This window comes from Arthrobacter sp. R1-13, assembly GCF_054161475.1.
The window spans coordinates 2252309-2270492 of sequence record NZ_CP096420.1 but is presented as its reverse complement, the minus strand read 5'-3'; the positions used below and the strand labels follow the sequence as shown (position 1 = coordinate 2270492).

14 protein-coding genes are annotated in these 18184 nt (G+C 61.9%); 5 read left to right on the top strand and 9 right to left on the bottom strand.

Annotated elements, in window-relative coordinates; genetic code table 11:
• Positions 1-18: 18 nt before the first annotated feature.
• Both M1D88_RS10425 and M1D88_RS10420 read right to left on the bottom strand, forming a co-directional pair.
• Entirely contained in the window at positions 19-1008 is a 990-nt protein-coding gene (locus tag M1D88_RS10425; protein WP_458110831.1) for a M56 family metallopeptidase, read from the bottom strand.
• 6 nt (positions 1009-1014) lie between these two features.
• Complete coding sequence (locus M1D88_RS10420; protein ID WP_309105564.1) at positions 1015-1401, bottom strand: BlaI/MecI/CopY family transcriptional regulator; 387 nt, start codon at positions 1399-1401, stop codon at positions 1015-1017.
• A 268-nt stretch (positions 1402-1669) separates the two neighbouring features.
• On the opposite strand from M1D88_RS10420, the gene M1D88_RS10415 reads away from it, so the two are divergent.
• From M1D88_RS10415 to M1D88_RS10395, 5 genes are all read left to right on the top strand, one after another.
• Complete coding sequence (locus M1D88_RS10415) at positions 1670-3283, top strand: cytochrome ubiquinol oxidase subunit I (protein WP_458110830.1); 1614 nt, start codon at positions 1670-1672, stop codon at positions 3281-3283.
• Between the two features lie 21 nt (positions 3284-3304).
• A complete protein-coding gene (cydB, locus tag M1D88_RS10410) occupies positions 3305-4354 on the top strand; it encodes a cytochrome d ubiquinol oxidase subunit II (protein WP_458110829.1) in 1050 nt (349 codons plus the stop codon).
• A 6-nt stretch (positions 4355-4360) separates the two neighbouring features.
• Complete coding sequence (gene cydD, locus M1D88_RS10405; protein WP_458110828.1) at positions 4361-7900, top strand: thiol reductant ABC exporter subunit CydD; 3540 nt, start codon at positions 4361-4363, stop codon at positions 7898-7900.
• A gap of 9 nt (positions 7901-7909) precedes the next feature.
• Positions 7910-8953 carry a GNAT family N-acetyltransferase gene (locus M1D88_RS10400; protein WP_458110827.1) on the top strand — a complete coding sequence of 348 codons (1044 nt, stop codon included), beginning with the start codon at positions 7910-7912 and terminating at the stop codon, positions 8951-8953.
• Positions 8954-9027: 74 nt separating this feature from the next.
• Positions 9028-10071: a LacI family DNA-binding transcriptional regulator gene (locus M1D88_RS10395; protein ID WP_458110826.1), complete on the top strand. Its 1044-nt coding sequence runs from the start codon at positions 9028-9030 to the stop codon at positions 10069-10071.
• Here the strand turns inward: M1D88_RS10395 and M1D88_RS10390 are convergent.
• From M1D88_RS10390 to M1D88_RS10360, 7 genes are all read right to left on the bottom strand, one after another.
• Positions 10068-11117: an arabinan endo-1,5-alpha-L-arabinosidase gene (locus M1D88_RS10390; protein WP_458110825.1), complete on the bottom strand. Its 1050-nt coding sequence runs from the start codon at positions 11115-11117 to the stop codon at positions 10068-10070. The two genes, M1D88_RS10395 and M1D88_RS10390, sit on opposite strands and share 4 nt — an antisense overlap.
• Positions 11117-12631 carry an arabinosylfuranosidase ArfA gene (gene arfA / locus M1D88_RS10385; RefSeq protein WP_458114493.1) on the bottom strand — a complete coding sequence of 505 codons (1515 nt, stop codon included), beginning with the start codon at positions 12629-12631 and terminating at the stop codon, positions 11117-11119. Before arfA ends, M1D88_RS10390 begins: the two co-directional genes overlap by 1 nt.
• A gap of 136 nt (positions 12632-12767) precedes the next feature.
• Positions 12768-13439, bottom strand: coding sequence for a DUF624 domain-containing protein (locus M1D88_RS10380; protein WP_458110824.1), 672 nt, complete (start codon positions 13437-13439; stop codon positions 12768-12770).
• 2 nt (positions 13440-13441) lie between these two features.
• On the bottom strand, positions 13442-14749 hold the full coding sequence (locus tag M1D88_RS10375; protein ID WP_458110823.1) for a family 43 glycosylhydrolase: 1308 nt from the start codon (positions 14747-14749) through the stop codon (positions 13442-13444).
• Between the two features lie 32 nt (positions 14750-14781).
• Positions 14782-15732, bottom strand: coding sequence for a carbohydrate ABC transporter permease (locus tag M1D88_RS10370; protein ID WP_458110822.1), 951 nt, complete (start codon positions 15730-15732; stop codon positions 14782-14784).
• 11 nt (positions 15733-15743) lie between these two features.
• The gene (locus M1D88_RS10365) at positions 15744-16643 is read right to left on the bottom strand and encodes a carbohydrate ABC transporter permease (protein WP_458110821.1); all 900 of its coding nucleotides are present in this window, start codon (positions 16641-16643) and stop codon (positions 15744-15746) included.
• Between the two features lie 103 nt (positions 16644-16746).
• Positions 16747-18081, bottom strand: a complete 1335-nt coding sequence (locus M1D88_RS10360) for an ABC transporter substrate-binding protein (protein WP_458114410.1) — start codon at positions 18079-18081, stop codon at positions 16747-16749.
• Between the last annotated feature and the right edge of the window lie 103 nt (positions 18082-18184).

Here is an 18184-nt window from a genome sequence, read left to right as displayed (position 1 = left end):
TCCGGGCGCAGGAGGGCGCTAGCCAAGCAGGCCGGGAACAATCAGTAAGGCGGTGGGAACAGCAAGGAGCAGCACGCAGGCTGCGAGAACCAGGCCACGGAATGCAGCGGAAAGCGGTGGTTCGGCCGACAGCAGCCGGCTGACGCGAGTTGCCGTGGTCCTTGCCGACCCTGCACCTCCGGTTGCGCCTTCAGGCTGGGATTCGCCGTCCGCCGCAATCTGGCCGGTGAATCCGGAACCGGCGTTCGGGGCAGGAACCGGTCCGCTTGCCACGATGGCGATTGCCTTGATGAGCGTGGCTTTGCTCTCCGTCTTAAGGGCGACGTCGTCGGCCAGCATCTCGATGAGTGAGTTGACCGCTTCCTGGGCCAGCCGGGTGGTGGGGAGCCAGGGGAGAGCCTGTCGCCACGCTGCGAAAGCCCACAACAGAAGGTGGTGCCGCTGGTTCAGATGCGCGTTCTCATGGTTGAGGACGGCTCGAAGCTCCGCAGGCTCCAATGCTGACATCAGTCCGTCTGACAGGACAGTGACCGATCGCGCCCCGCCCGGAAGGCAGTAGGCAACAGGGGAATCGTGACTGATCACGACTGTTCGGGGCCCATCTGCAGAGGGAGACGCAAGAAGCGCCAGGAGCTCCCGATGCCGGCGGCGCTGGCGTTCGATCCGGTAGTACGTCAGCAACAGAGTAAAAACCAGGTGGGCGGTCAGCAGAGCCGCGGCGGACAACGCGAAGATGTGCCAGAAGCCCAGCTCGGTGGTGGGAGCGTTGTGCAGGACCATGGCCGCCAAGGCGCTGAGTCCTGCCAGCAGGTTGTCCCCAAGTGGTTCCAGGCCGTAAACCAGCATTGCGCCGATCATGGAGAGGCCGCCGGCCAAGGCTATTGCCTGCCACAGCAGCATGGCGGTAAACGGCGAACGGGCAGGCCATCGCGCACGGGAAAGAAGGATAGGCACCGGCCACGCCAGCGCTATCGCCAGGACCGCCAGAAAATACGAGGTCCAGAACATGGCCTGCTAAATGTGGCCGAGCAGCTTGCGGAGCGTTTCAGCTTCACTTTCAGTGACCGATCCAATGAAGCGGGCGAGGACTGCTTCGCGGTCCGGGGCGGAGCCAAGGACCTCATGCATGAGTTCGGCCGTGTGGTCTTCCCTGCTGGAGACCGCTTGGTAGCGGTGCGGGCGTGTGCCGCGTTCGCGCTCCACAAGCCCCTTCTTCTCCAAGCGGGAGAGCACAGTCAGCACGGTGGTCACGGCTAGATCCTTGCCCACGTGGCCGGCTGATCCGCCCTGCGCCTGTGTGCTCTGAGCCAGCAGATCACGAAGCCTGTTTGCAGTGGCTGCCTCCTGGCCCGCCCAGAGCAGGTCCATCACTGCCCGTTCCAGTTCCCCAAGACTTGCCATTCGTACATCCTTCTGGTCCCGCCGGCGCCCGGGCCGGGTTTTCGGCCAGGGCGCGAATCTTAAAAGCTTCTGCTCCAAATCTACCCGGTTTCCCGCTTTCTTTCTACATGAGGTAGAACACCCCTCCCGCGTGTCGCCGGCATTTTTTGCTGTTTGAAAGCGCAGCTTCCAGACTTCCTGGATTTGTTCTACACTTTGTAGAAGTTAGATGTTCTACGCCTTGTAGAAGTTTCAACCGTTGATAGCCCGGCCAACAGTAGGGACCGCCTTGGACGCCTTGGAAATCGCACGCTGGCAATTCGGAATCACCACCGTCTACCACTTCATGATGGTGCCCCTCACGATTGGTCTTGGTCTCGTGGTGGCGCTGATGCAGACACTGTGGCACCGCACTGGAAAGCCCGAGTACCTGCGGATGACCAAGTTCTGGGGCAAGCTCTTCCTGATCAACTTCATCATGGGGGTTGCCACCGGCATTGTGCAGGAATTCCAGTTTGGAATGGCATGGAGCGAGTACAGCCGGTTTGTCGGTGATGTGTTCGGCGCCCCGCTGGCCATGGAAGCACTGCTCGCCTTCTTCGTTGAATCCACTTTCCTGGGCTTGTGGATCTTTGGCTGGAAACAGCTCAAGCCGGCCGTGCACCTTGCCTGCCTCTGGATTGCCGTGGTGGGCTCCGTTTTCTCGGCGTACTTCATCATTGTTGCCAACAGCTGGATGCAACACCCGGTTGGCGTGGAGATGATCAACGGCAGGCCCGTGATGACGGACGCCTGGGCTGTTTTTACCAACAACACAGCGCTGGTCGCAGTTCCCCACACCATCTTTGGTGCCCTTGCAGTGGCAGGAGCTTTCCTGCTGGGGATCGCCTGGTACCACCTATGGCGGCGTCGGCATGACGGTATCGACACCGTGGGGCCTGACGGAAAGGTCATCCCCGGTCAGGCTGACATTCCCGGCCGTGATCTGACTGACCACACCGTCTGGATCCGCTCGCTGCGGATCGGTGCCGTGGTGGCTATGATTTCGTTCGCCGGAACTGCCCTGACGGGGGACCTGCAAGGCAAGCTGATGTTTGAGCAGCAGCCCATGAAAATGGCCGCGGCCGAAGCAGCATGCCATGACGGGACCGGCTTCTCAGTCCTCAGCGTCGGGAACGTCGGCTCTCAGGACTGTGACGATATTGTCGCCGTCATCGAAGTCCCCGGCATCCTTTCCTTCCTGGCCAAGGGCGATTTCACCACCGAGGTCAAGGGCGTCAACACACTCCTCCCGGAATACCAGGCCAAGTACGGCACCAACCTTCCCGACAACCCCATTTACGGCGACCGGGCCGGCCAGGAAATTGAGTATGTGCCGGTGATGGAGGTGACGTACTGGGGCTTCCGCATGATGATCGGCTTTGGGGGGATCGCGGCCTTCGCGGCGCTCCTGGCGCTTTGGGCCACCCGGAAGGGAACGGTTCCGGCCTCCCGGGGCCTGATGCGCCTCGCCGTCTTCGGGATCCTGGCACCATTCGGAGCCAACGCCGCAGGCTGGATCTTCACGGAAATGGGCCGCCAGCCATTCGTTGTGGCACCCAATCCCGATCCCAGCGGCATTGACCAGGTGTTTATGTTTACCGCCGCTGCTGTCTCGCCCGGGGTTTCCGCCGGGGAGCTCCTGACATCCCTGGTGGTCCTGGCCTCGATCTACGCGGTGCTGCTCGTGGTGGAGGTGAAGCTGCTGGTGAAGTACATTCGCGGTGGTGTGGCTTCGGCCATGCCGGAGCTCATGGATGGACGGACTGATGGAAAAGATCCCGCCGACGACCACGAAGGCCCGGGAGCGTCCGGCTCCATCAAAGAAAGCGCTCCGGACGATGTCCTGGCCTTCGCCTACTAGGAAAAGCAGAGGAATCTGAGCATGGAATTGCTACCCACCATCTGGTTCGTCGCCATTGCTTTGTTGTGGACCGGCTACCTCTTTCTTGAAGGTTTCGACCTTGGCGTCGGCATGCTGATGAAGCTCTTCGCCCGCAACAACACCGACCGGCGCGTGCTGCTCAATACGATCGGGCCGGTCTGGGACGGAAACGAGGTGTGGCTCCTGACAGCGGCAGGTGCAACATTCGCAGCCTTCCCGCTCTGGTACGCCTCCCTGTTCTCTGCCCTCTACCTGCCACTTCTTTTGGTCCTTGTGGCGCTCATCTTCCGCGCTGTCGCCTTTGAGTACAGGGGAAAAGTGGACACTGAACGTTGGCGTGCCCGCTGGGACGTGGCGATTGCTGCCGGTTCGTTCCTGGCCGCGTTTGGCGTCGGTGCGACTTTGGCCCTGACCACCACAGGCCTTCCGCTCAACGCAAACGGGGACCGGGAAGGCGGCCCGTTTGCCTGGTTCAGCGGGTACGCGCTGCTCGGGGGATTCGCCGTCGTGGGCTTCGCGATAGTGCACGGCCTCGCCTTCCTGGCCCTGAAGACCGACGGCGGTGTCAGGCACCGGGCACGGCGCTGGTTTGTCCGGCTTTTGCCTGTCCTGCTGCTGCCCATGGCCGCGTGGGCGGTAAGCGTACAGCTGCTCAGCGGCGAACCCTGGACGTGGGGTGCGGTTGTTATGGCGGTGGTTGCGGCCGTCCTGGCCTGGAGGTTCGCCCGGCGCGGCTCCGAAGGCAAGGCCTTCCTGGCTCTTGGCGTCTTCCTCGTGACGGGCACTGCCTCAATCTTCGGTGCTGCGTTCCCTGTGGTACTCCCGTCCACCATCAGTCCGGACTTCAGCCTCACGGTGTTCAATGCCTCTTCATCCGATTACACACTGGGGCTGATGAGCGTTGTTGCCGCTGTCGGGCTTCCCCTGGTCCTCGCTTACCAGGCGTGGACCTACTGGGTATTCCGGCGCCGGGTCAGCGCCAGCCACATCCCCGAGGCGCACAGCTTCCTTCCCGCGATTGCTGCCAAAGCCCTAGCCACCAAGGACTGATCCGCTGTGAGACCCAGCTTTCCCTCGGGACCGGCCACCAGGTCCGCCATCTACCTCCTGGGGCTCCTCGCCGCCCTGAAGGCATTGTCTCTTGTGCTGATGGCCCAGGCAGTTGCCTCTGTACTTGCCGGGTTGATGGCCCACGACCCGGCCTGGGGCCAGCAGTTGGCCTGGGGGATGGCCGGCGTTGTGCTGCGCTCGCTCACCACGTGGGCCCAATCAGTCGCGGCCCGCCGGGCGGCATTGGGCGTCAAGGAACAACTGCGGTCCGAGCTCTTGGAGCGGGCCCTCCGGACCGGGACCCGCGGTGCCGGCCCCTCAGATGGGGGACTCGCCATTCTGGCCACTCGGGGACTGGACGCCCTGGACAGCTACTACACCCAGTTCCTGCCGGCGCTGGTCAATTGCACCGCGGTTCCTCTCCTGCTGGGGGCACGTATCCTCTTTGCCGACTGGATCAGCGCGGCAGTCATTGTGCTCACAGTCCCGCTCGTACCCGTGTTTATGGTCCTGATCGGCCGGTACACGGAAGATCGTGTCAGGGATGCCCAAACGGCACTCGCTCGACTGTCCGGGCACATGCTCGAACTTGCAAAGGGCCTGCCCGTGCTGGTTGGCCTGGGACGTGCCACTGCCCAGAGGAAAGCGCTTGAAGACATCTCGGATGAATACCGCATCCGCACCATGGGGACACTGCGTACCGCGTTCCTCTCCGCTCTGGCACTTGAACTGATTGCTACTATCTCCGTAGCTGTCGTGGCCGTGTTTATCGGAGTGCGCCTGGTCCACGGGGAGATGCCGCTGGAGGCGGGGCTTCTGGCACTGATCCTGGCCCCGGACTGCTATCTTCCCCTGCGCGAGCTGGGCACTGCCCATCATGCGAGCGACGACGGCCGGGCAGCGCTCGCGGAGGCCACGCGGGTCCTTGACGCGCCACAAGCCGTACCGCTGAACGCGGACCACCATAGGAACGACGACGACGGCGGTCCGCCAACCGTCGTCGTCCGTGATCTGGAGGTGATGTTCAGTGGAAGAGACACTCCCGCCGTCGCGCCACTGTGCTTTGAGGCGGCAGCCGGGAGCATCACTGCCCTGGACGGAGTAAGTGGCGCAGGAAAAAGCACTGTGCTTGGCGTGCTCGCAGGAACGGTCGGAAACAGTGGTTCCACCAGAGTCCTTGGCGGAATAGCAGGCTTCAACCGTGGGGATCTGGCATGGGTGCCACAGCACCCTGTCATGGTCGCACCGACCGTGCGGGATGAGGTGGAGCTTTATCTGACTGCTTCGCACAAGGGTGTCCTGCCCGACGCCGAGGGCATTAGAGAATCTGCGGAGCGCTGCCTCGCTGAAGTGGCGGCGGCCCACCTTGCAGGCAAGCATCCGGCCGAGTTGAGCCCAGGAGAGCTGCGGCGCGTTGCGCTGGCCCGTGGACTGGCCAGAATCGAAGCGGGAGCCTCCCTGCTGCTGCTGGATGAGCCCACAGCGCACCTGGATCCTGAGACAGCTTCCGTCATCAACCACGTCATCCGGGCACTGCGAGGCCGCGTGACAATCGTCCTCGTCGCCCATGATCCGGCCACTCGACAGCTGGCCGACAAGATTGTTCACGTGGCACCTGAACCTGGCGCCCGGGCGGATTCACACGAAGCAGAGGCTCCGGTTGCAGAGTTGCCGGCAGCTGAGCTCGGTTCCGGCGCAGTCTCCTCCGTCGTCTCTACTGCACTTTCCGCCCATTCCGTAATGCGCTCCAGCTCCAGCTCCATCCCCGCAGTCACAGAGGGTGCGTGGAGGGGCAGTACCTTCCGGGCATTGCGAAGCCTGCTCGCCCCCGAAGCGCTGAAGTTCACCTCAGCGGCGGTCGTCGGAGTGCTTGCCTCGCTCTTCGCCGTCGCGCTCGCAGGGCTGTCCGGCTGGTTAATCATCCGGGCGAGTGAGCAACCACCCATTCTGTATCTGCTCACGGCCATCGTTGGCGTCAGGTTCTTCGGCATCGGCCGTGCCGTCCTGCGTTACTGTGAGCGGCTGCTCCTGCACGATGCCGTCTTCGCCGCATTAACTTCCCTCCGCGGACAGCTGTGGGAATCGCTCAGCAGACGGGCGCTGGCGGTCCGGAAACTGCTGCAAGGCGGCCAGGTGCTTGGTTCTGTCATCGACGACGTCGACACCGTGCGTGACCTGCTGCCCAGAGTTGTACTGCCCCCGTTGACCGCAATCGCTGTGGCTGCAGCGGCTGTCCTGTCTACCGGACTCCTGCTGCCCGCGGCCTTGCCTGCCACGGCAGTTGCAGCCCTGTTGTCGCTGCTGGTTTCTCCGGTTCTGGCGCTCCTTGCCGACAGGATGTCATCCCGCACGGAACAGCGGCTTCGAACCGGGGTGCTCCGGGATGTGGCGGCAGCGCTGGATGCCCGATTTGAGCTTCATGCAAACGACGCCACAGGACCTGTTCTCTCGGTGATCCGGGACGCTGACCGTGCTGCCACGGCGGCCTCGCTGCGCTCGGCTTGGGCTGAGGGCCTCGGGCAGGCCCTCACCGTTCTGGCATGCGGGGGAGCGGCCCTGATCTCTGCCGTGCTCGCCGCACCGGTTGTGTTGGCGGGGGCTGTGGAACCTGCGACGGCGGCAGTTGTTGTTCTGCTTCAGCTGGCGCTCGTGGAACCGTACTCCGCCATAGCAAGCTCAGTCCGGCAGTATCCCGCCCTCCGCTCGGTACTGCAGCGCACCAGCGGAGCCGGGGATTTGGCTGGTTCCGACGGGGAGAATCCTGCCGGTGGGGACAAGTTTGGGATGAACCCGGCCCCGGCAGCAAAGACCAAAGATGGTCTGGTCCCGGTCCGCGGGCGCGCCGGGGATCGGGCGGGAGTCGAATTGGATGGCCTTACTGCAGCCTGGCCGGGAGGGCTGCCGGTTTTTGAGGAGTTGTCAGCCGCTGCCGAACCCGGGACCTGGCTGGCTGTCACCGGGGCCTCGGGATCCGGTAAGTCCACGCTGTTGTCCGTCATCCTTGGCTTCCTGCCGGCCAGGCAGGGCAGCGTTCTCGTCACCGGAAAAGTGGCGTGGTGCCCCCAGGAGGCGCATCTTTTTGACTCCACCATCAGGGGAAACCTGATGCTGGGACTGCCTGGTTCTGAAAATGGAAACTCGAAGGGTGAAGGGGCTCAGCGTCAGACTGCGGACGCTGCGATGAAGGCCGCCCTTACCGCGGTGGGCTTGGCTCAGCTGATGGACAGGCTGACCGAGGGCCTGGACACCAGGATCGGGCCGTCCGGGTCCTTCCTGAGTGGTGGCGAGCGTCAGAGGCTTGCGGTGGCCCGCACGCTGATGGCCGGGGCGGACGTCATTCTGTTGGATGAACCCACGGCGCATCTGGATGCCGCATCGGGACGGGCTATGCTGGCGGACCTTCGTAGCGGGCTGAAAGAAAAGACAGTTGTTTTGGTGAGCCACAACCCGGCCGACATCCACTCGACTGACCACGTCATCCGTCTTGAGGAGCACGCGGGCCGTACTACGAGGCCTATTCTGGCGCGGGCAGGAGCAGGAGGCTAGCCTGTTGCCATGGATCACGACCCTGCCACTTACCGCAATCCACCCCGGCAGGCCGGAATACTGCCACGACTGCTGTCATGGCGCCCGGCCACGCTGCAGGACCTTGATTCCTGGGCCGGACTGATTGAACGGACTGCAGCCGTGGAACAGCCCGTCTGGTTCGAACGGCGGGAGGACCTGATCCAGATCCTGGAGTCAAAGAAAAACCACCCTGCAGCCAACACCATCATCGGTGTGGACGAAGAGGGGATTCCCCGGGCGTACGCACGCATCACCAAGAACCCGGACGGGGACAAGGCCTACGGTTTTGGCTGTGTGGATCCGGAGTGGCAGCGAAGGGGGATAGGAACGGCCCTGCTTGGCTGGCTGGAGACACGGACCGTAGCCAGGTTCGCGGAGGACCTGGCTGCCAACGGAGGTGGCCCGGACCAAAGCCCCGTGTCTCGGCGCGCGCGTCTTCGCCTCCATATGGAAGAGCAGCACCGCCACCAGGCCGGACTGTTCGACCGGATCGGGTTCGTCGTCGTCCGTTACTACAACGAGATGCACCGGCCGCTGAATACGCCGCTGCCCGATTCCTACCTCGATAGCGGTCTGGAGCTTGTGGGGATGGCGCCGCACCTTAGCGAGCCAGTGCGGGAGGCCCACAACGATGCCTTCCGGGACCATTGGGGGAGCGAACCACGGGACGAGGAATCCTGGTCGGATACTGTGAACGGTCCCTTGGCGCGCCCGGACCTCAGTGCCGTTGTCCTGGACCCCCTCACCGGAAGGGTTGCAGGTTATCAACTGGCCACGCATGATCCTCACATTGCCGTGATCCGGGGTTACACCGAGGGGTACACGGATTTGCTGGGGGTCAGGCGGGAATATCGCGGCCGGGGCATCGCGAGTGCACTCCTTGCAGACGCCATGAGAAGGTTCGCGGCGGCCGGGATGGATAAAGCTTCCCTGGATGTCGACTCGGAGAACCCGACAGGTGCCCTCGCGCTCTACACGAAGATGGGCTACGCCGTTGTGAACCGAAGTATGGCGTGGGATAAGGAATTGTAGGCGCAGTCAGCCATACAACGTTGTAATATTTTGAGCAACGGCACTTCTTTCGAACACAAATAAGGGGAACCTCCATGGCAGCGACACTTCATGACGTTGCACGGGTGGCAGGAGTCTCTTTCAAGACGGTCTCAAATGTCATCAATAATCATCCTCACGTGCGCCCAGTCACCCGCAGCAAGGTCGAGGCGGCCATCGCGGAATTGGGCTACCGGCCCAATCTGGCGGCGCGGAGCCTGAGATCCGGCCACACGGGTGCCATCACCCTCGCAGTTCCGCAGCTCAAATTGCCCTACTTCGCCGAGCTCGCCGATGCCGTCATTGCAGCCGCCGAGGCGAGGGGGCTCGTTGTACTGATCGAACAAACAGGTGGGAACCGCGAGCGCGAACTTGAGGTCCTTTCCAGCCCGCGCCTGCAGATGTCGGACGGGTTGCTGTTCAGCCCCCTGGGACTCGGCGAAGAAGACTCCGCCCTGGTGAAGTCTGACGTGCCGATGGTCCTCTTGGGCGAGCGCATTTTTTCCGGCGACTGCGACCACGTCACGATGCAGAACGTAGCTGCAGCCCGGGCTGCCACAGATCACTTGCTGGACCTGGGCCGCAGCCGCATAGCCGTGGTGGGTGCCCACGACGGTGAAGTCATCGGCTCGGCAGGGTTGAGGCTCCGGGGATACCGTGAAGCCTTGGCGGCACGAGGCATAGCCTATGACGATTCCATCGTGGCCTATATGTGGTCCTGGCATCGTTCCAACGGTGCGGCCGCGATGCGCGAACTCCTTGCCAGGGGAGTCACTTTTGATGCTGTGTTCGGCATGAACGACACCCTGGCGCAGGGTGCAATGCGCGTACTCCAGCAGGCGGGTTACCGGGTGCCCGAGGATGTGGCCATCATCGGGTTTGATGACCTGGACGAGACACGCTATTCATTGCCAACGCTCAGCACTGTGGACCCGGGCCGTGTGGAAATTGCCGAGACGGCCATCCGGGTGCTCCTCGAGCGGATCATGCACCCGGACGGCTCGGCTCCCCAGGAAATCGAAACCACCTTCAAGGTGGTGGCCCGGGAGTCCACCCTGGGCCAGGCGGCTGGTCCAGCGATTCCGCATTCGCGGCCCTAGTCCCAGCCGGTAACGGGCCAGCCGTCCACCCACTGCAGGTTGAGCAGGCCAAGGCGGAAAGCGCCGTCGAGCTTGGCATCGTAGTAGTGGAAGGCGAGCGTGTCCCCGGAAACAGACTGTCCGCCTGGCCCCACCCTTTCATCAGCCGTGGTCAGGACAGGGGTGCCGCCGCCCTCGAGCAATGCCACACCATCCTGACCGATATATGGGCCTGTCACCTCTTCGGAACGCCCCACTGCAATGTTGTAGGTGCTTTCCAAGCCCTGACAACAAAAGTCTCGGGAGACGAAGAGGTAGTAATAGCCGTCCCGCGGCAGAATGTACGGCGCTTCGATGGCGTTGGGCGGCGATTTCCTGTCGGCAATGCGAACCGGTTCGGCCGTGTTGGCCCGGAGGCCTCCCGGCCACTTCAGTTCCACGAGCTGTATCCCCGTCCAGAAGGATCCGAAGGCCATCCAGGGAGTGCCGTTGTCATCCTCCACGATGCCGGCGTCGATAGCGTTGAAGTGCTGGCCCCCCGAAGAGATCACTTCGCCCTTATCAACCCACTGGTAGCCGGGCTCCTCGGGGTCCAGGGTGGTGTTCGTGGCAAGGGCAATAACGGAGTTGTTCTTGCCGAAGGTAGACGCCGAGTAGTAGAGGTACCAGATGCCGTTGTGCTCGTAGAGCTCGGGGGCCCAAAGGTTGTCCACCCCAGGCACGGCCTTCTTCAGCCACTCGGGTTTCTTCTGCCACACCTCGCCCGCGTAGGTCCACTCCTTGCCGTCCTCGGAGCGTCGGATCTGGATGTTTCCGTCGGCCGTCTGACCGTTGCCCGTCGAGTATACAAACCAAGGACCGCCTTCTTTCCCTGCAACAAGGGCGGGGTCGTGCGTGAAGAAGTCCCCGGTGAGCTCTTTTGTGCTTCCTTGAGCTGCCGCAGCGTCTGTCCCTGCTGTCGTACAACCGGACAGTCCCACTGCCACGGCAAGTCCTGCGGCCAGCACCGCTGCCAGCGCCCATTTCGTGCGGCTGGCTGCGGTGCTGGGCCCGCGTAACAACCCCATTAGGCGAGCGCGACGGCGGACCAGGACACCGGAGGCAATGTCACCGTGAGCACACCGTCCTCCAGGACAGTGCCGTTGAGCGGTTTGAGACCGACGCGGTTCTGGTCCTGGAGCGTGTTCCTGGCGTAAACGTCCTCATCGTGCAGAGTGACAGCCTCGCTGATGACCGTGGCATTGAGTTCAGCCACCCTGACCGTAATTTCGATCGCTTCCGTCTGGCTCCGGTTTACGAGGAAAAGTGCCGACTGTCCGGTTCGGGCGTCGGCGGTGGCGACGGCATCCACGAGCTGAGCTTCTCCGTAAACGGCGGTTGTATAGGTTCCGGCATCGATCCGGGGCCGCAGTACCTCGCCACGAGCCAACCGGGACGTCACTGAGAAGGGGAAAAACGTAGTCTGCCGCCAGGCGGCCCCACCCGGTTCTGTCATGATGGGGGCGATGACGTTGACCAGTTGGGCCAGCGACGCGGACGCCACCCGGTCATGATTCTTGAGCAGGGTGATCAGCAGGTTACCGAACACCACGGCGTCGGCCACCGAATAGACGTCCTCCAGCTGGCGGGGCGCGTGGACCCATTCCTCATTCACCTCGTCGGAGGCCTGGTGCTCATCGAGGTACCAGATGTTCCACTCATCGAAGGAAAGCTGGATGGTCTTCTTGCTCTTCAGCTTGTGCTTGACGTGGTCGGCGGTAGCCACCACAGTCTCGATGAAGTACTGCATGTCCAGGGAGGATGCCAGGTACGAGCCGAGGTCTCCGTTGCGTTCCTGGTAGTAGGCGTGGCAGGAGATGTAGTCCACATAGTCGTAGCTGTGCTCAAGGACCACGCGCTCCCACTCGCCGAAGGTCGGCATTGAGGAACTCGAAGAGCCGCAGACCACCAGCTCGAGGTTCTTGTCCGCGGTCTTCATGGCAGATGCCGTTCGTGCGGCCAGCTTTCCATAGTTGTCAGCGGACATGTGGCCTATCTGCCACGGTCCGTCCATTTCGTTGCCCAGGCACCACATGCGGATGTTGTAAGGGTCCTTGGCACCGTTGGCGATGCGTTGTTCACTCAGGGTGGTGCCGGAGGGGTGATTGGCGTACTCGAGCAGGTCCAGCGCGGCATCAATCCCGCGGGTACCGAGGTTGACCGCCATCATCAGCTCTGAATCCGTGAGGGCGCACCAGCGGGCGAACTCGTCGATCCCCACCTGGTTTGTTTCCAGGGAGTGCCATGCGAGGTCCCTCCTGACAGGCCGCTGGTCCCTGGGCCCGACGCCGTCTTCCCAGCGGTAGCCGGAGACGAAGTTGCCACCGGGGTAGCGGATGGTGCTTGAGCCAAGTTCCTTGACGAGGTCCACAACATCGAGCCGGAAGCCATCATCGTTGGCTGTAGGGTGGCCGGGCTCGTAGATCCCGTCGTAGACGCACCGGCCCAAATGCTCCACGAACGAACCGAAGATACGGCGGCTTACAGGGGCAACGACGGCAGAACGGTCAATGGTAATGACCGACGGGGCGACCGCGTCCAGCTGGACGGTGTTGTCCGGGGTGTCCGTGTTGCCGACTTTGGTGCTGGTAGGAGAAGTCAATTGTCTGTTTCCTATTCTGTATAACGTTGTAAAGGGTGGCCGGAGCATCCGGGGCCACACAGCATTGCAGATCCGGCTAGTAGGAGGGTTCCAGAGCGCTTAGATGCCGTCCTACGAGCCACCCGGAGAGCAAAAGCGGGAGTGAAGCGCCCATCAGCGGGACCAGAACGTTTATGCCTGCGAAGACAACGGCCATTGCCACGTAGCTGGCTATCAGGGATAGGCCAAGCAGGGGAGAGGCCAAAGGAAGCATGAACGCCAGGCGCCACGTCCTGAACACGGTGTCGCGGTAGCGCGTACAGACATCTACGGCGGTCCCGGCTGCGGCCAGCGTGGCTGCCCCTGCAACCACTGAGAGGACCAGCAACACTGCCAGGACCGGGGAGGACCCTGTTGTCGGTGCGGTTGGGTCCAATGCTGGGGAATGGAGCGAAGCGGGGCTCACCAGGGACAGTCCGTTCAGCACAAGAACGGCGGCTGCAACCCAGAAGATGCTGCCCACCTTGTTGGCGTGAAGAAACTGGGAGCGATAGGCCGTGATGAAATCCCTGACGGGGTGCTCACCCAGGGTTCCCGTCCGCAGCCGGGCGAGCATGGTGGACGCGGCCACGGCCGAAGGGAAGAGCCCGGGAACAACACCCCCCGCCAGGACTCCTGCCACAAACAGCAGGTTGATCAGGACCAAATTCACGGCAAAGTCTAGCCAACTCATCAGCCGGCCAGCCCAACCCAAGGCTTCCTCGTTCATGGTTACGACTCCTTGGTCCCGGACCAGGCGACGCCGTCCTTGTCGATCCCACTGAAGGAGAGCGCCGCTTGACCCTTTGACCAGTCCCAGGAGGCAAACACCACAGAGTCCACATCAACGCCATCGAGTTCGACGCCGTCGATCTCAACGCTGACACGGACCATCACGTTGGACGGCGACCCATCCGACGGCACTGCGGCATCGGCCTCCAGTTCCGCGGCCACAGCGTTCACCAGCTCCGTGGATGACGGATCCAGGCGGATGACCCGCCACTTGCCGGAAATCACCTGGGGTGTCTTGATCACCTCCTCCGCCTCCCCGGCGAAGGGCTGGGGTGATACAACGGGCCAGCCTGTTTCCGTAAAAAACAGCCGTCGGAGCTGTACCGTGTGCTGGGACGGGTCATCGGCAAAGCGGACATGATGCACCATGAAGTGCTCGTCACCTGCTTGCCCCGGGCGGGTGAAAACAGAATTGTGGCCAGGTGCGAGCCAACCGGTGTCGCCGTCGAAACGGTAGCTTCCCAGCACCTTGGTGCCTATGGAACCCGGTTCTTGCTCAAGATCCGTCATGGCAGCGCCATTGAAGTCCCGATAGGGCCCGGTAATCGAGCCGGCGACGGCAATCCGCACGTTGTAGGTGGCGAAGAGGGAATCATAGGAAGCGAACAGGACATACTTATCCTCTTCCGGACGGTACATGATGTAGGCGCCTTCGATGGCACCTTCAACCGAAAGCTGGCGGCACGCAATGAGCGAGCCGAGGTCACCATCTCTGATTGGCCTGCCTGTGGACCTGTCGAGCGGCAAGGTATAGATGCCGGAAAAGAACGATCCGTAAGTGAGCCAGGCTGCCCCGTCTGCGTCGAAGGTCACTGCGGCGTCAATGGCGTTCTGTGTGTGCTCCCCGCTCCGGGTAGCCACTACAAGGCCAAGGTCCTCCCACGGCCCCGAAGGGTCAGGTGAAACGGCCAGGCCTATGGCCGACGTGTTCGATCCGAAGGTGGAAGCCGAGTAGTACATATGCCACCTGCCCTCATGCCAGCGGACAACTTCGGGAGCCCACAATCCCTGTGCTCCCGTCCAGTCAAAAGCCGGACCCGGAACGCCGTCGAGCGCTGTTCCGGCATAACTCCAGGTAAAAAGGTCCCTCGATGTCCGGATGTGCACCCCCGCGGGAACCGATGCCGAATTCGCGACAGCATCGGTGGAGTACATGTAGAAGGTTCCGTCATCTGACTGGACCACAGTTGGGTCATGGGCGTGCCGGCCACCCCACGTTGCGGGCACTCCGGTGGGTTCCGGGCGCATTGGCTGCAGCCTCTGGGGGATGACGCCGGCGCTCACCCTTTGGCTCCCGTCAGCGCGATGGATTCAATGATCTGCCGCTGGAAGACGACAAAGACGATCAGGACCGGCAGGAGCGCCACGAAGGAAGCAGCCATGATGAGGGGATAGTCCGTCTGGATGGCGTACTGGGCGTTGAAGTTGGCAATGACCAGCTGCAGGGTTTGTGTGCCTGGTGAATTGAGGTAGATGATCGGCGCCAGATAGTCATTCCACATGGCCATAAACCAAAGAATGAACTGTGCCGCAAGGGCAGGCCTCACAGCCGGCAGGATCAGTGTCCAGAAAATCTGCAAGTAGGAAGCGCCGTCGATTCTGGCCGCCTCCACGATAGAGTCCGGCACGCTGTTGAGGAACTGACGGAGGAAAAAGATCATGACGATGTTTCCAAACAAACCCGGCACGATCAAGGGAAGCAGCGTGTCCACCCAGCCGATGCTCGCGAAAATGGTGAATTGGGGAATCATCAGGGTGGGAAACGGAATCATCAGCCCGGCCAGCAGCCCAAGGAAGATGGCGTTTTTGAAGGGCATCCGCAGTTTCGCGAAGGCAAAGGCAGCAAGGGCAGAGGTCAGGGACCCGACAATCGTCACGGAACATGCCACTATCAGGCTGTTCTGGATGCCGCTCAGCAACGGCCCGGCCGTCCAGATTCTGGCGTAGTTTTCCCACACGAAAGGATCCGGGATCCACTGGGGCGGGAGCTCGAAGACGCCCTCGCGGGTCTTGAGCGAGGTGGAGAAGGTCCAGGCGAGCGGAGCAATCATAATGACGGCTCCAAGGGACAGGATGATTCCAACCAGGATGTTCCCGGGGTTGGTCCTGCGTTTGCTGCGTTGGGGCACGACGGCGGTTGGGCTACCGTCGCTGCTGCCCTTGCCGGACCCCTCGGGGATTCTGTGGACCGGTTTCAGGGGCGCTGGGGTGATGACGCGCTGTGTCGACATGGCTGCCTGCCTCAATCGATCGAGAACTGGTTGCGGCGGTTGAGCCGGAACTGGATGAAAGTGATGATGAACACCAGGAGCCCCAGAACCACGGACATGGCGGAGGCGTAACCCATCTGCAGGTTGTCAAAGGCTTTTTGCCAGATGTACCAGACGATGGAGGCGGACTCGAATTCCGGGCCGCCCGTAGGGGTCATGATGTTGATTTCAACGAAGATCTGGCTGCCTCCGATGATGCTCGTAACAATCAGGAAGAATGTGACCGGCCGGACCATCGGGATGGTGATGTGGCGGAACTGCTGCCACGGGCTGGCTCCGTCCAGGGATGCGGCTTCGTAGAGGTAGCGGGGGACAGACTGCAAAGCTGCCAGGTACAGCAGCATTGAGTAGCCCAGGCCCTTCCAGACGGCCATGATGATGAGGGCAGGCTTGACGGTGGAAGTGTCCTGAAGCCAGTTCGGCCCGTCGATGCCGACCAGGGACAGGCCTTGATTGATCAGTCCAAAGTCTCCGTTGAAGGCCCACTGCCAAAGGATGGCTACTGCCGCGATGGAGGAGATGACCGGCAGGTAGTACACAGTCCGGAAGAAAGTTGTGCCGCGCATCTTGCGGTTCAGGGCCAAGGCAAGGGCGAGGGAGATGACCAGGCCCACGGGAATGCCGATCATCATGTAAAACGTGTTCCACAAGGACTTCAGGAAGTACCGGTCCTCGAACATTTTGACGTAGTTGTCGACGCCCTTGAACTTGGGACTCGAAATGCCGTTCCAATTGGTGAACGACGCGTATACGGAGAACAGCAGCGGAAAAAGTGTAAACAACAGGAACCCGATCACCGGGATAGCCACGAAGAGCAGGGCGGCCAGGTGTTCCTTCCGGTGGAGCCTTGAGCGGCGCATGGTCATGGACATCGGCGGATCCTCTTTGATTTGGCGGTGATGAGGGGTACGGAAGGGGTGCCGCGGCTGCGCTCGGATGCAGCCGCGGCACCGGTCTTGGGGACCGTGGGTGAGGTCAGCCGATACCAGCCTGCTGGTTTGCGGCATCAAGGAACTGCTGCATCCTGGGCTGTGCTTCCTTCAGGTAGTCCTTGGCCGATTGTTTGCCGTCCAGCACAGGCTGGATGTTGGTGAACAGTTCGTCGTACCACTCTGCGTTGTAAGTGTTTCCACCCGGAAGTGCCCGTCCGTAGTCCTTGACGATCTCCAGGAACTCAGCCTTGTTGGCCGGTTTGGTGGTGGTGTCGGCGGCCCAGGTCTCGGCCATATCCTTCAGGTTGGGGATCTGGATGCCGGCCTTTACCAGCGATTCCTGTGCCTCTTTGTTTGCTGTCAGGAATTCAACAAGCTTCACGGCTTCCTCGGGATGCTGGGTATTTTCCGATACTGCGATCCCCAGGGTTCCCGTCCAAGTCGCGGGTTTGCCTGTCTTGCCGGCAGGGTAGGGGATGACGTCCCAGTCAAAGCCAAGCTTCTGGTAGGTCGACAGGTCCCACGGCGCGATGGGGAAGAACCCGATTTCGCCCTTCATCCATCGCTGGTAGGTGTCAAGGGTCTGTGCCTCTGCCACGGAAGGAGTTACGCCATGGACGTTCTGGAGGTCAGCGAACCACTGCAGGGTCTCGGAGAATTCAGGGGTGTCCACCGTGACTTTGGTCCGGTCCTCATTCAGCCAGTCGCCGCCATTGGACCATACGAAGGGCTGGAGATTCCACTGGACGTTCAGGCCGGTGCCCCACTGATCCAGGCTGCCGTCACCATTTGTGTCGGCCGTGAGCTTTTTGGAGATGTCGACGAACTGGTCAAAGGTGTAGGGCTTATCCTTGTCCGGCAGCGGAATCCCGGCTTTTTCGAACATTGTCCTGTTGTAGCCAAAGGAAAACGGTCCGACATCCTTTGGCAGGGCGTAGATGGCTCCCTGGCCTGTCAGTTTGCCGTCGAAGCGGTAGCTGTCTACGCCGTATTCCCAAATGTTGTCCAGGTCAATGGTGTCTGACTTCTCTACATATTCGGTGATGTCTTTGACAATCCCGTTCTGCACGTACGCCTGTACATCGCCAGGACCGATGTAGAACACATCTGGAACCTGCTTGCCGGCGATGGCGGCCTTCAGCTTGGTGGCGTACTGATCAGCGGTGGTAACAATAATGTCGACGTCGACGCCGTTGTCCTTTTCGAATTGGGAGACAGCCTGTTCGTACGCCTTTTTTTCGTCCTCTCCGCCTCGGAACATAAAGGTCAGCTTCTTTTCGCCGGCTTCTGCGCCGGTGGGGGCGGAGCAACCGCCGAGCATAAGACCGGCCGCGGCAACGAATGCCAGGGTTGCGGCCATGGGACGTGACTTCTTCATCACGTAGTCCTTCCGGTTGGTATTACGATGAGGGCCAGCGGTCGGCGTCGAGGCAGACCGGCATCCGGGCCCGGATGATTTGCAACGTTGTAAGAAATATCAC

What these genes read in the sequence shown, in the direction of transcription:
- M1D88_RS10360 (WP_458114410.1), bottom strand. Translation starts at nt 18,081, where the DNA reads ATGAAGAAGTCACGTCCCATGGCCGCAACCCTGGCATTCGTTGCCGCG.
- M1D88_RS10380 (WP_458110824.1), bottom strand. Translation starts at nt 13,439, where the DNA reads ATGAACGAGGAAGCCTTGGGTTGGGCTGGCCGGCTGATGAGTTGGCTA.
- M1D88_RS10390 (WP_458110825.1), bottom strand. Translation starts at nt 11,117, where the DNA reads ATGGGGTTGTTACGCGGGCCCAGCACCGCAGCCAGCCGCACGAAATGG.
- M1D88_RS10365 (WP_458110821.1), bottom strand. Translation starts at nt 16,643, where the DNA reads ATGTCCATGACCATGCGCCGCTCAAGGCTCCACCGGAAGGAACACCTG.
- M1D88_RS10420 (WP_309105564.1), bottom strand. Translation starts at nt 1,401, where the DNA reads ATGGCAAGTCTTGGGGAACTGGAACGGGCAGTGATGGACCTGCTCTGG.
- M1D88_RS10375 (WP_458110823.1), bottom strand. Translation starts at nt 14,749, where the DNA reads ATGCGCCCGGAACCCACCGGAGTGCCCGCAACGTGGGGTGGCCGGCAC.
- M1D88_RS10395 (WP_458110826.1), top strand. Translation starts at nt 9,028, where the DNA reads ATGGCAGCGACACTTCATGACGTTGCACGGGTGGCAGGAGTCTCTTTC.
- M1D88_RS10370 (WP_458110822.1), bottom strand. Translation starts at nt 15,732, where the DNA reads ATGTCGACACAGCGCGTCATCACCCCAGCGCCCCTGAAACCGGTCCAC.
- M1D88_RS10425 (WP_458110831.1), bottom strand. Translation starts at nt 1,008, where the DNA reads ATGTTCTGGACCTCGTATTTTCTGGCGGTCCTGGCGATAGCGCTGGCG.
- M1D88_RS10400 (WP_458110827.1), top strand. Translation starts at nt 7,910, where the DNA reads ATGGATCACGACCCTGCCACTTACCGCAATCCACCCCGGCAGGCCGGA.
- cydB (WP_458110829.1), top strand. Translation starts at nt 3,305, where the DNA reads ATGGAATTGCTACCCACCATCTGGTTCGTCGCCATTGCTTTGTTGTGG.